Here is a 13,665-nt window from a genome sequence, read left to right as displayed (position 1 = left end):
CGGAAGGAAGTGGATCAATGCTTGTGAAACTGGCTTGGCGAAACCTCTGGCGACAAAAGCGCAGGACATTACTGACGGCGTCTGCGTTGGCATTGGTGCTGTTTCTTTCGCTTATTACGCGAGCGTTTCAAGAAGGCAGTTATACATCCAATATCAAAAATGCCGCCAAGTTTTATACGGGTCTGATTCAACTGCAAAACCCCGAGTTTGGTGACTCTTCCAGCATTGATGATGTCTTGCCGCAAACCAACACCTTCATTTCGGCGGCGAAAAACAATCCCAATATTGATGTGGTATTACCTCGAGTAGAATCTTTTGCTTTAGCTGCAAAAGACGAACGATCAAAAGGCGTGATGGTACTAGGCGTTGAGCCTGAAGCTGAAGATCAGTACTCCAATATCAGCGACAAATTGATTGAGGGAAGCTACATCCAATCAGGGCAAAAATCAGTGCTAGTTGGTGGTGGTTTGGCGAATTATTTGCAACTCAAGGTTGGCGATGAATTGGTGCTATATGGTGTCGGTTATCGAGGACAAACTGCGGCAGGTTTGTATCAAATCTCGGGCATTCTTCATTTTCCTTTGCAGCAACTTGATTCTCAGTTGGTGTACATGCCGCTCGATACCGCGCAAAACCTGTATTCATTGGATGATCAAGTCACCGCGTGGGTTTTAAATACTCAGAGTTTAAGAGACTTACCTGATACCGTTGAAAAGCTTAAAGCCGAGTATGGCAAAAATATCGCCGTGAAAGATTGGAAAGAGTTGTCGCCGGAAATGGCACAGCAAATCGCCTTGGATAAAGCGGGTGGCATTTTCTTGATTTATATTCTCTACGGCATTGTTGGTTTTGGCTTGTTCGCGACAATCTTAATGACGACATTAGAACGCCAACGTGAGTTCGCTGTCATGCTAGCAACCGGAATGTTGCGCTTCAAGCTCGTCCTTCTGCTTACGATAGAGTCTCTGTTTATGTCCGTCATTGGCATCATTATTGGGCTTATCGTGAGTGCTCCCGTATTGGGGTATTTCTATTTTAATCCAATCGAAATTACCGGCGATGCTGCCAAGCTCATGCGGGAAAGTGGTTTTGAACCTATTGTGCCCGTTTCTCTCGACCCACACTTACTGCTCAATCAAATCGCCGTCGTGCTGTTCATTCTTTTGTTGTGTTTGCTTTACCCAATGGTTCGTATGCTTCGAATGCCCATTGCGGTAGGGTTAAAAGGAGGTGCTCATGCTGGTTAAGTTGGCTTGGCGTAACTTGTGGCGCAACAAGTTGAGAACCTCAATCATGCTCGGAGCTATGGTATTTGGCTTGATGGGCGTGGTTGCCATGGTGGGATTTATGAATGGCTTGGTCGATAGCATGGTCAAGAACGCCATCTCTTGGCAAACCAGTCACTTTCAGATCCAGCAAAAGTCCTACTTGGTCAATCCTGAGCTAAAAGATGTGATTCCCGATGCGAATAAGATAGGCAAAGTGTTATCGGCTAATCGAGAAGTGAAAGCCATTTCTGAGCGATTTATAGCAGATGGCATGATAGCGTCGGCGCGCAGCACACGTGGTATTCGCATCAACGGCGTGAATATAGTGCAAGAGCAAAACATCACGCCACTCTCGAAACACATTGTTGACGGGGAATGGCTGAGCGAAGAAGGTAGAAATCCGATTTTAGTATCGAGCAAGATAGCTGAGCGATTAAAGCTGCGTGTCGGCTCCAAAGTGGTACTCACTTTGTCTGATGTCAATGGAGAAGTTGCAGGTGCGGCATTTCGTGTTCGAGGCATATTCAAAACACCATCGACAGGGTTTGATGACGGGAATGTCTACGTTCGAAAAAACGATCTTGAAAAGGTCGCGGGGCTGAGTGGCACACACGAAATCGCGATACTCCTTACTTCTAATAACGATACTGAGCTCAAGCAGCTACTGGCGTTCACTCACTCTATTTTTCCGCCGGAAAGTAAAGACTTGCTCAGTGTGAGACCTTGGCAGGAGATCCAACCTTTGCTCTCGACCATGATGAGCACGATGGATGTTTCCAACCAAGTAATGCTGGTGGTTTTTGTGCTGGCGATGACCCTTGGCATCATCAATATCATGCTGATGTCGGTGTTTGAACGCACACGAGAGTTCGGTGTGTTAATGGCTGTCGGCATGCAAAAACACAAGATACGCTTGTTGATTGTTTTTGAAACCTTGTTCCTCGGATTAAGCGGTTGTGCGCTTGGGTTGCTCGGGAGTGCAATTATGCTCAAGGTGCTGAGTATTACCGGATTGTCGCTGGCTGGTATGGCGGAAGGGCTAGGGGCTTATGGCGTGGATACCTTGCTTTATCCACGGGTATCAATAGCGGAATATCAAATGATCATTGTCGCGATTTTTGTTGCCAGCCTTATCGCAGCCCTATATCCCGCACGACAAATTTTGAAGCATCGACCTGTGGATGCCATGGCGGAGAAAAGCTAATGACCATCAAACTAGAAAACCTAACTAAGATTTACAACGCCGATGGTGATTACCCTGTTCACGCAGTGCAGTCGGTAGACTTAGAGATTAAGCAGGGTGAATTTGTTGCGATCATGGGACCATCCGGTTCGGGTAAAACGACGTTGCTGAACATGATTGGAGGTATTGATGCCCCAAGCTCTGGCAAAGTGGAAATCGACGGTTGCATGATTTCATCGATGTCAGAAAAAGAACTGATTGCCTATCGTCGCGATAATATAGGCTTCATCTTCCAAGATTACAGTTTGTTACCTGTATTAACCGCGCTTGAGAATGTGGAGTTCGTCATGCAGCTGCAAGGTAAAACCGAGCGAGAGTGCCGTGAACGTGCGACGTCCTTGCTTGAACAAGTAGGGTTGGCGGAACAAATGAATAAGGTGCCAGGCAAAATGTCCGGCGGGCAGCAACAGCGTGTTGCGGTTGCCCGTGCTTTAGCGCCAAAGCCTCGTTTTGTCATGGCGGACGAACCTACTGCCAATCTAGACGCCAAAAGCACCGCGGAGCTGCTCGACATTATGGAGCAACTTAGCGAACAAGAGGGAACGACGTTTATCTTCTCGACCCACGATCCGCGGGTGATAAAACGTGCACACCGCATTATCGTATTTGAAGATGGTCGTTTGGCGCGTGATTTCAGTAATATTGATAATCGTGCAGAGAGGTCGCATGCATAGAGCGGTTTCCTATTTGTCTGCGACTTGCACCAAAGCTCTCCATTTCTATACCGGCTTGCCCATAACAAAAGTAAATGTAGTGTTTATTAAGGCGTTAAGTCTTTCATTGCTTAGTCTTCAGGCTAGTTCTACCTTGTCTGCTGTTCCCGGATTAGAGCCTCAAAAGTCATGGGATTTGGATGGTTACATCAAATACATGGCAACCTACAGTATTCCTGATGGCACTGATAATACGTTCGATAACCTGATACACAATCGACTTAACTTTGAATACCGTTTTTCCTCTAGCTGGCGTGTGAATGTTGGGCTAAGAAATCGAGCTCTTTGGGGCGATTCTACCGATTTTCCTGGCTATGCCGACTTGGTCGCGTTGGATTCTGGTTACATGGATTTAAGCAAAAACTGGCATGAAGATGACGTGGTCATTAACAGTCAGCTTGATCGTCTATATCTCACTTGGCAGCAAGATGACTGGGGAGCGCAACTAGGGCGCTTTCGTATCAATTGGTCGATGAATACGATATGGAATCCAAACGATATCTATAATGCGTATTCGATTTACGATTTTGACTATGAAGAGCGGGCAGGCACGGATGCGGTCATGCTGAGCAGAAAATTAGGCTTTGCCGATGGGGTAGATTTGGTGTTTTCACCAGCTCGTCAGTCAGGACAAGACAGTGCCTCACTGCGTTATTTCGCCAATCAATCGGGATGGGATTATCAGTTTATTGCAGGACGAGCTCGGATGGATTACGTACTCGGCGTTGGTTTTGCAACGGATGTGTTTGATGCGGGTTTTCGTGGAGAGCTCACGTGGTTTGATCCCATTGATCCAGAATTTGAGGGTGAACCGACCAAAAAGACCACGGTTGCCAGTATTGAATCGGATTACAGCTTTGGCGGCAAACGCAGCTGGATTGGGCGTGCAGCGTGGTTATTTATCTCTGAACCTCAAGATGCATCAAGCGCATTGGCGTATTTGAATCTTCCTCTTGATGCAAAAACATTGAGCTTTACACGAAATACATGGTATGCCGATGTGAGCTTTGACTTAACGCCTCTAAACCGCGTCACGCTCTCAACCAGTTACTACGACGATCATTCCTATTTCCTTGGGATATCGAGTAACTACTCTCTCGCTAATGACTGGCAGTTGCTCACGGTGATCCAAAGCTTTAACGGTAGCAGTGGCAGCTTGTTTGGCGAAGTACCTGCGACTTTGTTGTTTGCTAATGTAAAGTACAGTTTTTAAACATATGTTTTAAAAGTGAATTTATTTAACTGTTAGTAAGTGAAACTGTTCTATCAAGTCTGATGTAAATACGATACTGAATGTTGCTCCATAAACCCCAACCCGCTCACGCTTTGACAGTTGAGTGCAGGGTTGATATGAAATTAAATGCAATTTCTTGGTAAAGCTAAAAAGCCTTGTCTACACTCAACGTAAAACGAATGTTATTCGTTGGGTGGCATATTAATTGAGCCACGGAGAAAAGTAGCCAAAGAGCTACGCCAGTAAAGTTGGCTGATAAGGACGGGGAAATGAACAACGAGTGTTTTGCTAGGTCCCGAGGTGTCACGGATGAGATGCCAATGAAAGAAACGTTTTCTGCAGGTAAAGATCCCTATGCACATTACCTAAAAGACATCGTGGGGATTGATTTACTCTCTCGAGAAGATGAACTGCATTATGCCAAACTCAATCGAGCGGGGGACAAAGAAGCGCGCGAGGTGATGATCGAATCTAATTTGCGCTTAGTGGTGAAGATTGCCAAAAGCTACTTAAAACGTACTGGCAACAATTTCACGCTGCTTGATTTGATTGAAGAAGGCAACATTGGCTTGATCAAAGCCATCGACAAGTATGATCCTGAGCCGGGTTATCGTTTTTCAACTTACGCAGTGTGGTGGATTCGCGAAAACATTGAAGCGGCATTAATGAACAACGGTCGCACGGTGCGTTTGCCTGCTCACGTTTGCAGAGAGATAAATAGCCTTGCGTCGAAAAAGCATGATGCGAGCAAAATCATGAGCAAAGACATTTCGATTTCAGAGTTGTCCCATTGTTCAGGTGTAAAGGTAGAGCGTGTTGATGAGTTAGTCGCGTTGAGTGGGTTTATCGATGTTTCAACAACTGTCGACCTTAATCACGCACCATTTGTGCTCGAACAGTGCGAAAGCGAATACACAACAGATCCACAGCAAGATTGCGAAGACCATTGCTTTACTCAAGCACTGGAACACGTCGTTAACACATTGCCTGTGAAGTTACAGCAAGTGCTGATTCATCGCTTCGGCTTATTTGAACACAACGTGAAAACATTAGCTGAAGTCGGGGACTTACTGAATGTCTCTAACGAACGCGTGAGACAAATGCAGAAAGAGGCGGTAGAGCGAATACAAAAACGTCTTCAGTTTGATGGATGGGTGTAATACCAATCGTAGCAAATAAGTGATCAATCTAGCTGGTTAAAACGCTCGATAACGTCGTTTAAAATTTTAATTGTAGAATCACTACTTATCGAAAATTTTCGCCTTGTTCTCAAGCGTTTTTCCTGCGCTAACTTTGATCACCTACTTTCTGTGATTGGTATAAACACCGATAAATAGCTTCTAAAAAGCCAGCGTCGTTGCTGGCTTTTTTCTATCTGTGTGTTGCTCAGTTGGTCTTTGCTTGTTCTTCGGCAAAAAGCAGTAACTCAAGTTGTGCTTTCGCGGAGGGTTCGAGTGTCCAGATGCTCAACATGCGGTTAAGGGCAGCTCGATACACTTTGCTCTTGAGTAAGAAAGCGAGGGTGCTCGTGTAGTTGTTCACCACTTGAGTTTGTGTTGCCACTAGCTCCGCTTTGTTTGCGATGTCGATTTGCTCGAGATTGAAATCAGGCAAAAATGCACACTCGTACCACACCTCGACAATCTCGCGGATTTCGAGTTCTTCTTCAGGCACATCAAAGTCCTGCAATGCGTGGTTTTCCGGTATCGCTGATAAATAAACCACATCCAATTTGTCAGCAACAAATGTATACATCTGAATCCTAAATACCTCTAAATCTCGGTCGAATCATCTCTCTGGTTTATATCTTTGTCAATTGTATCTGTCTGATTAAAGAGTTAATTGTGAATAAGCGCCACAGTATTAACTTAAGCTGTTTAAGTATTTGTCTGTTAAGCCAAAATATTTCAAGTTGCCGTCTGGCTCTAATACCAAGCTCATGTTCGAAGTGGCGATCAAACCCGGATCATTTGTAGAGAACACCACTGTTTTGTTTAGCAATTTATCGGTGAACAAGCGGTTGAAGTACTGGGCATTTTCTTGCTCAGCGCCATTAAATGGTTCATCAATGATGATCAGTGATTGCTCACAACTTCCAAGCCCCAGTGCGAGGCGCAATTTCTGTTGAATACCGTTGGGTAAATTCTTGCATTTATCTACGCTTAGCTGAGTGTTCAATCCTTCTGGCAACCACGCCTCGAGTTCGAAAAAGCTGACCATCTCTTGCATCTTTTCTGTAGGGATGAGTCCATTATGCAAGATGAAGTTGGTCTCCAGAGAGCCTTCAAAAATATGCAAATTAAACGGGATGTAGTTAATTGAGGTTCGGTAGCGATAGCTGTTGAACTGTTTGATGTTGTAGCCGTCTACCGACACTGCGCCTTGGTATCTATCTTCTAAACCCGCAAGGATGGAAATTAGCGTGGTTTTGCCGCAACCAGTCGGTCCACAAATCACCACTTTCGCCCCTGGGGCAATTTTAAACCCGAGATTGGTTAAGCCTGTTGCCGCGCCAATGTAGCGATGGCTTACACCGCTGCCGACAATGCTGCCTTGGAACAGGCGAATAGGGGGGCTTTTCTCTAACGTTAGCTTGTCGTCATTCATTGCCATAAGGTTGTTGATTTGCGCAGAGGACGCCTTAATGGATTGGAATTTGGATATGGAGTTGTAGATACCCATTATCGGACCTAACGCCTTCCAGACTAAAATTACGGTTGCAAGCATGGCACCAGCGTCAGACGTTCCATCCATTACACCAATAACCGCGGTCACGATACTTGCGGTACCTATCACCTGAATCAAACTGCCACCTGCGGCTTGAACCTTGCTGTTGGTGACGGCAACGTTTTCTGCATCGTTGGTGCTTTGCATGTGTGAAGCGCTGAAGCGAGATTGAATAACGCGTAGCAAAGGCAAGCCTTGGATGGTTTTGATGCCGCGAAGAATCTCATTCCATTGGTAAGAAACCATGGCGTTGGCGCGAGAGCTCTTCGACGTGGCTTGTGAGTAGATGTAACGAGAATAAACACAGAACACCAACATCAGAATCAAACCCGCCATGACGACCAATGCAGCGGTTCCTGACATGATGGCAATCGCGACAATGAACACGATAACAAAGGGCATGTCGAAGTAGCTCAAGGTTGATTCTGCCGTTACTAATCGGCGGAATGTGTCGATGTCTTTTAAACGTGCCAACTGAGAAGACACGCCGGCGGTGGATGTCATCGCATACGGGAGCCATAGCAGCTTGGATATAACCGCTTGAGAAATGTGTACCGCCAAATCCTTACCTGACGTGGCAATGATGTTGACTCGCATCTTCTTAAAAAAGTATTCCGAAAATCCAACAATCACGGCAAACAACGTGAGCCAATAGAGCGTGGCTTGAGAGCTAGACGTCAAGGCGAAGTTGTACACACTCATGATAAAGAAGGGTTGGAGCGCGCCCAAGATACTGATGACAAAGCTAAGAATAATCAAGCTTTTGAGTTCATTGTTGTAGCGATAAAACGCGTATTTAATCCAGTTACTGCGGTCTTGAGATTCAGGTGGCGGCTCTCGGAATAAGCGCGAGTATTCGCTGATCGAGACCAACAAGCACGGCTTCTTGCAGAGCGGGTATTCAATGGTGTTGTTATTGGTGTAATCAAACAGGATCAGTTTGCCGTCTTTAGTGCCCAAGAAAATCGCAGTGAGGTTTTCTATCTCGATAAAACAAGGATGAGGGTGTCCCTCGATGTGCTCCAACGTTTTTAATTTGGTGACGTCACAACGGTAACCAAGGCGTTCAATGGTGGCGATAAAACTGTCGCTGTCTTTTGGTTTAGGGATAAAAGCGTCGCTGAGGATAGAAGGTGTGCCTTCCCATTCAAGCGCAATGAGGGTGTAAGCTAAACCACGAATCAAAGGTGACTGATTGTATCGCTCGTCATAACTGCGAGCCTCAAAGTCCAACAAGCGCTGAGGGACATTATTAAAATCAACCAAAATACTCATTGGTCACCTCCGGTAAGTTTGACGCGTTTGAGGCGATGATTGAGTTTGTCCATCTTGTTGCTGACGATGATGAGGATTTTGTCGTTGGCGCGATAGGCGGTACTGGTCAAAACCAATCGAGCAAAGTCGTCATCATAAACACAGTCGATATCGTCGAAGATCAACACACGTTTGTTCGCGAGTAAGGCACGCACTAACAACAAGGCATAAGCGACTTGGCGCGAGAATGGGTTGCGTAAATGTCCTTTAAGCTCGGTATAAAAACCAGCGGGAAGGGCATCGATTTGTGCTTTGATGTTCATGGTCTCGCAAAGCGCAAATGCGGTGTTGTTTAAGCTCGGGCGGAAACAAGTCAAGTTGTCGATGATGGTGCCTTCAACGAACGAACTGGTTTTGTCGACCATGAGCACGCTATTGCGCCAGACGTTGTAATTGACGTCATCAAGCGGTGTCTCGTTGATTTGGATATCGAGCTTGCTGTCGGTGTTTTGCCGCGTAATGCAATTGGCGAGGTGGGTTTTGCCTGCGCCGCTTTTCCCCGTCAGCAAGTAAGCCTGACCACGTTCAAACTCGATGCGTTGTTTTTCCGAATACTTCACCGAGATGCGCTCGACTTCCGTCGTGTCGTTTTGTTGTTCTACAGATGCAGCAAGCTCAAGCAGTTCGGCGATACGTTGAATATGAAGTTTGTTCAACTCCCAGCGGCTCACCGTGCGCATCACTTGCTGGTATGGGGCGAAGTAACGGTTGGTAAGCATGATGATGGCAGCCATGATGCCTTGGCTAGACTGCATATTGATAACCGCTGTTGCCAAAACTACCACTACACAAGCGATGGAGAGCTGTTGTATAAGCGACAAGATAAGGCTGAAGTTTGATTCGATTTGCTCGTATTTGATGTTCTCAACTTCACGCTCTTCCACCATTTGTGTCATCAAGCTCTCAACGCGATATTCCATATTGCGTGCTTTGATATCGAGTGGGCTAGAGATGATCTCGATGATTTTTGAGGTGGTTAAGCCCTCGATGTCGGATTTGTTTTCTAGGCTGTTGATTTTTTGCTTGGAAAGACTGAGTGCGAACACTGCCAAAATGATGGAGGCGAGCAAGATGGTCACCCCAGCCCAGATGTTGATCAGACCGATAATCAGAATGGTCAGTATGCTGACTGCAAGGTTGATCAATGCCCGTACAGATTCTCCGCCAAAGAAGGATTTAATCTCTGGAATGGTGGCAATACGCTCTAGGTATTCACCGGGTTCTAGACGACGAAACTTCGATATCTCAGCCAAACAGATGGATTGAAACACCTTGTTGGTTAGGTTGGTTTCGAACTGCTTCATGATCACCGACGAGATCTTCTCTTCCTGATTCTTTAAGTGATAATCGAGGAAGATGGTGATCAAGATAATGGCAAACAGAAGAAACAGCGTGTCTTTGGCTTGGTTAGGTAAAACTCGGTCAAAGATAATCAGAATCGAAAAGGGCAGTACTAAACCAAACAGCGTCGAGATGACCGTTGAGAAAGTCAGGTAACACTTGTCAGCAAAGTTAATCTTTTGGGAAAAATGCTCAGTTTGCATTGCGACCTCCTTTCTTAATCGATGGTTTGGAGAGAAGGTGTTTTGGAACTAAGTCTTGATTGCTTCTGCCTTCGATATCGCTCATCAATTGCATGATGCTTTCGATGGATTGCACCGACAGCATGCCTTTGATTTGCTCAAGATTGATCGATTCAATGATGTAGTCATAACGCGCGCTCTCGTAATCACGTAGCGCACTAAACAGTTTACTTTCCGCTGCCAGTAAGTCGGTAATGGTTCGCGTACCAAGCTGGTAAGCGCGTTGAATGCCTTTGTAGGAAGCGTAGTTGGCACGGATGATGTTCTCGTAACTGCTAATAGCGCGGGAGAAGTCATTAATGTTGAGTACCGAGGTGTTGACGCTATTGCGCGTCGTGAACAATGAATCTTGGTACAGCAGTTCGGTTCGCTCGATGGCAGTTGATGATTTTTGATAACCGTAGTAATCCGAACCGCCGGAGAAAATCGGCACATTCAAGTTCAAGCCGACGCTGGTGGAGTTACTGTCCCCTGTTGCAGTGGGGTCGGTTCGGTCATAGTTGTTCGCATCATCGTAACGGTAACTGGCGGAGAGCGACACGGTCGGAACGAAGTTTGAACCGCTTTCTTTCAAGCCTCTTCGGCTTCGTTCGACGGTTTTCTTCGCAACCAATAAGTCGTTATTGAGCTTCAAAGCTTGTTCAAGAATCGCGCGTTGTTCGGATTCGCTGATTTCCGCTAAGGGCACGCTTTCGTAGATGTCCTGCGATGGGGTGACCGGGTATTGAACTTGAATCTCTAAACCGTTCAAAATCACACGTCGGTCTTTCTCTAAGGTTCTTAAGCGATTGGCAATGCCTTCTTTCTGGGCAATTACCTCATACAACTCGCTCGCCGCAGTGTTGCCAAGCTCCACGTTGCGACGCATTTGGCGTTCACGCGTTTCAGACGATTTAAGCTCGACTTTGGTGGCTTTGATTTGCGCGTTGTTTTTGAGGTACTCGAAATATTGCGTCGCGATTTCAGAAATGGTGCTCTGGATTTTGTTCTCGTGTTTGATTTCTTCAATGTTGAAATCAAGCTTCGCGGTGCCGTATTTGAAGATGTCGCCAAGGTTAAACACCGATTGGGATAAAGACACGCTGTAGCTGTTTGAGTTGTAGCTAGAACGCGTATCCGGTGTTCCCGTTAATATGGTCTCATTTTCATTCCATGTGGTATCAGCAGCACCGTTTAAAGAGGGCAGAAACTTAGAGCGGCTAATGTCGATGTTGTATTCGTTTTCCTCCACGCCTTTATCGCTAGCGCGCAGAGATAAATTGTTTTCCAAGCCGAGTTTGACCGCCTCAAGCAAGGTGGTCGCCATTGCCGAAGGAGCATTGCTCAATGTAAGCGCTGCCAATACGCAGCTAGTTAAGTTTCTGTACCGCCACATACTTGTTGATCACCTTGATGATTTCGTCGTTTTTATAAGGTTTGCTGATCACGTAATCCATTCCAGCTTCGATACAAGCTTGGTGTTCATTACTGCTGGTCAATGCTGTCGCACCTATGATGGTGCAGGGGTTTTGTCCGCTCTCTTGTTCGTATTGTCGAATGCGTTTGGTTGCTTCAATACCGCCCATGCCAGGCATGATGCAGTCCATAAAAATGATATCCGAGCGCTGATTCATGAAGTGCTGAACGGCGTCTGCGCCATCGCCAACGGTATCGGCTTCGTATTCTTGCTTGCTCAAAATACGTTTGAGTAGAATCTGTTGAACACGGTCATCCTCAACAATCAGGAATGAGCTGTTCTCCATCTGATCTTCAGAGGCTTCCGCTTCCATGATTGCTAACAGATTGGGGATGAACTCATACGGAATCGCAGGAGAGTTCAGAATCTTGTCGACAAAGGTATGGCTCTCTTGTGCTTGCTGAGTGCTAGTAACTGAAAGCAGCAATTTAGTATTCGGGTGATTGCGCAGTTGCGATTTCACCGTTTTGCTCAGTGAGGGCAGCTTGTTTGGCTCGAACGTGTCGGTCAGCATGATGGCATCGTATTCGCCAAAGGTTTTTGCAGCAGAGAAGAGCTCGTTCGGCGTGCGAATTGGTGTGATCTCTAATCCCAAGTTGACTAACATTTTGTTCATCACATCAATGCGCAGCTGAGAGTTGGCACACAGCAACAAACGTTTATTGTCGAATCGAGTTTTCTCGGTGTGGAAGCTTTTGGCTTTTAAATCGAGCTGAATTTGAAAACGTTCCTGATTGCCCGATTGATACCAATGTCTCTCGTAATAGCCATAATCTTTCAACACGCTTTTCGCCAAATCGTCTTTGGTTGCAGTGTGCTGTTTATGGTCGCTCCAGTGTAGGGTATTGAGCTTGGTAAACGGCACATCCAGCGTGGTTAAGAAGTTTAGATTGATGGTCAAGCGAGTGTTTTCAATGTCTGACGCTGCGCCCGATTCAATGGTGACAAACAGTTTTTTGTCGGCTTTGAGTTGGATGGCATTCGATAGCTGTAGGAACAACACCCAGAATAAGCTGGTGGATTGTCCTTCAACACGGTTTGGTAGGTTATCCGAGATAAAGCAGTCTAGCTCACCTTCATTTCGCTGTACTTTTGAACTGATGTGAATCATCAATTCAGACAGTACATTTAGCAGTGAAAACTCTTTCGATTTGCTCTCGGTCCCTTGTGAAATGAGTCGGTTGTAGTTCTCTGCCAATTCAGACAGGGTATTGGCAGCCGAGGTTATATCTTGCGCCATCAACACGCCGCTCTCATCGGTCTCTTGTACAAGATATTGCACGCCGCCGTTAATGGTGTTGGTGATTCCACGAATCTCGTAACCAATCAGAGCATAGAGCTGCTTGTAGAGATCGTTATTACGTTTTTGCTCTTCGAGTTTGCTGAAAATCAGTTTTAGGTGAGAGTAGATCTGACGCTGCTTCGGATTGATGCTCACTTCATTGAGCAACTCTTCCAACCTTTGTAAATCCAGTTGTTTGAGTTCTTGATAAAGCCCGTCAAATTCTTGATCAATGTCGCGCTCATTCGAACTGGATTTTCTCAGTTTAAGGATTGCCACCAAATTCGATAGAACGGCGATACCAACCAACACAACAACGACCATAAACAACCAAATGAAGAACTCGTTTTTCTCCATCATTAGGTCGCTCGCATGGTTGTTAAACATGGTGCGATAGTTGTCGTCCATTTGTAGGTAGTTATTGGTGAGCGAGAGATACAGTGCCAACACATCGTCACGTGTTTTTGAGCTGTCCGAGAAGCGATTGATCGCCAGTTCAAGCTGCGTATATTCGGTCGCGCCTACCAAGCTAAACTCGGTTTTGTTGAGTGACGCGAGAGACTTAAACTGGTCAATTTCGTTTTTCAGAACCTCAAAATCAAGCTCTGTTGTACTGCAATAACGCGCGGTTAAACAGCGTTGAAGCGTTTGGATATCGAGCTCGATGGTTTGGTTGAGTTGTTGAGCTTGAACCAACAGAGGCGCGTTTTGCACTTGTTCCACTGAATCCACTCTTTCCCAAGAAACATATAAATAGAAGGCGAGTGCAGCCAGCACCAAGCTGAAAGCAATGCTTAGGCGCATAACAGGAACGGAAATATTGTAAGAAGGTTTGCTATTCATCC

10 protein-coding genes are annotated in these 13,665 nt (G+C 45.9%); 5 read left to right on the top strand and 5 right to left on the bottom strand.

All coding sequences use genetic code 11. The annotated features are described in order from the left end of the window. The first annotated feature begins 17 nt into the window (after positions 1–17). The 5 genes from QMY49_RS25870 to QMY49_RS25850 all read left to right on the top strand — a co-directional run bounded on the left by QMY49_RS25870 (position 18) and on the right by QMY49_RS25850 (position 5,618). Entirely contained in the window at positions 18–1,247 is a 1,230-nt protein-coding gene (locus QMY49_RS25870) for an ABC transporter permease (protein WP_283315382.1), read from the top strand. Beyond that, on the top strand, positions 1,237–2,472 hold the full coding sequence (locus QMY49_RS25865; RefSeq protein ID WP_283315380.1) for an ABC transporter permease: 1,236 nt from the start codon (positions 1,237–1,239) through the stop codon (positions 2,470–2,472). Before QMY49_RS25870 ends, QMY49_RS25865 begins: the two co-directional genes overlap by 11 nt. Next, complete coding sequence (locus QMY49_RS25860) at positions 2,472–3,185, top strand: ABC transporter ATP-binding protein (protein ID WP_009704729.1); 714 nt, start codon at positions 2,472–2,474, stop codon at positions 3,183–3,185. Before QMY49_RS25865 ends, QMY49_RS25860 begins: the two co-directional genes overlap by 1 nt. Next, positions 3,178–4,437 (top strand): hypothetical protein, encoded by a 1,260-nt coding sequence (locus QMY49_RS25855; protein WP_283315376.1) that lies wholly within the window; start codon positions 3,178–3,180, stop codon positions 4,435–4,437. The genes QMY49_RS25860 and QMY49_RS25855 overlap by 8 nt, the downstream gene beginning before the upstream one ends. Positions 4,438–4,727: 290 nt before the next feature. Next, complete coding sequence (locus QMY49_RS25850; RefSeq protein ID WP_283315375.1) at positions 4,728–5,618, top strand: sigma-70 family RNA polymerase sigma factor; 891 nt, start codon at positions 4,728–4,730, stop codon at positions 5,616–5,618. A gap of 226 nt (positions 5,619–5,844) precedes the next feature. Here the strand turns inward: QMY49_RS25850 and QMY49_RS25845 are convergent, their stop codons facing one another. From QMY49_RS25845 to QMY49_RS25825, 5 genes are all read right to left on the bottom strand, one after another. Further along, a complete protein-coding gene (locus tag QMY49_RS25845; protein WP_039839724.1) occupies positions 5,845–6,213 on the bottom strand; it encodes a hypothetical protein in 369 nt (122 codons plus the stop codon). 108 nt (positions 6,214–6,321) lie between these two features. Then, on the bottom strand, positions 6,322–8,460 hold the full coding sequence (locus QMY49_RS25840) for an ATP-binding cassette domain-containing protein (RefSeq protein ID WP_283315371.1): 2,139 nt from the start codon (positions 8,458–8,460) through the stop codon (positions 6,322–6,324). Next, positions 8,457–10,043 carry an ATP-binding cassette domain-containing protein gene (locus tag QMY49_RS25835; RefSeq protein ID WP_005453704.1) on the bottom strand — a complete coding sequence of 529 codons (1,587 nt, stop codon included), beginning with the start codon at positions 10,041–10,043 and terminating at the stop codon, positions 8,457–8,459. The genes QMY49_RS25840 and QMY49_RS25835 overlap by 4 nt, the downstream gene beginning before the upstream one ends. Next, a complete protein-coding gene (locus QMY49_RS25830; protein ID WP_017821589.1) occupies positions 10,033–11,457 on the bottom strand; it encodes a TolC family protein in 1,425 nt (474 codons plus the stop codon). Before QMY49_RS25830 ends, QMY49_RS25835 begins: the two co-directional genes overlap by 11 nt. Next, positions 11,432–13,663, bottom strand: a complete 2,232-nt coding sequence (locus QMY49_RS25825; RefSeq protein WP_283315367.1) for an ATP-binding response regulator — start codon at positions 13,661–13,663, stop codon at positions 11,432–11,434. Before QMY49_RS25825 ends, QMY49_RS25830 begins: the two co-directional genes overlap by 26 nt. Between the last annotated feature and the right edge of the window lie 2 nt (positions 13,664–13,665).

It is taken from the genome of Vibrio harveyi (assembly GCF_030060435.1).
Lineage (GTDB): Bacteria > Pseudomonadota > Gammaproteobacteria > Enterobacterales > Vibrionaceae > Vibrio > Vibrio harveyi.
The sequence above is the reverse complement of the archived record's forward strand: the minus strand, read 5'-3'. Positions and strand labels throughout refer to the sequence as shown.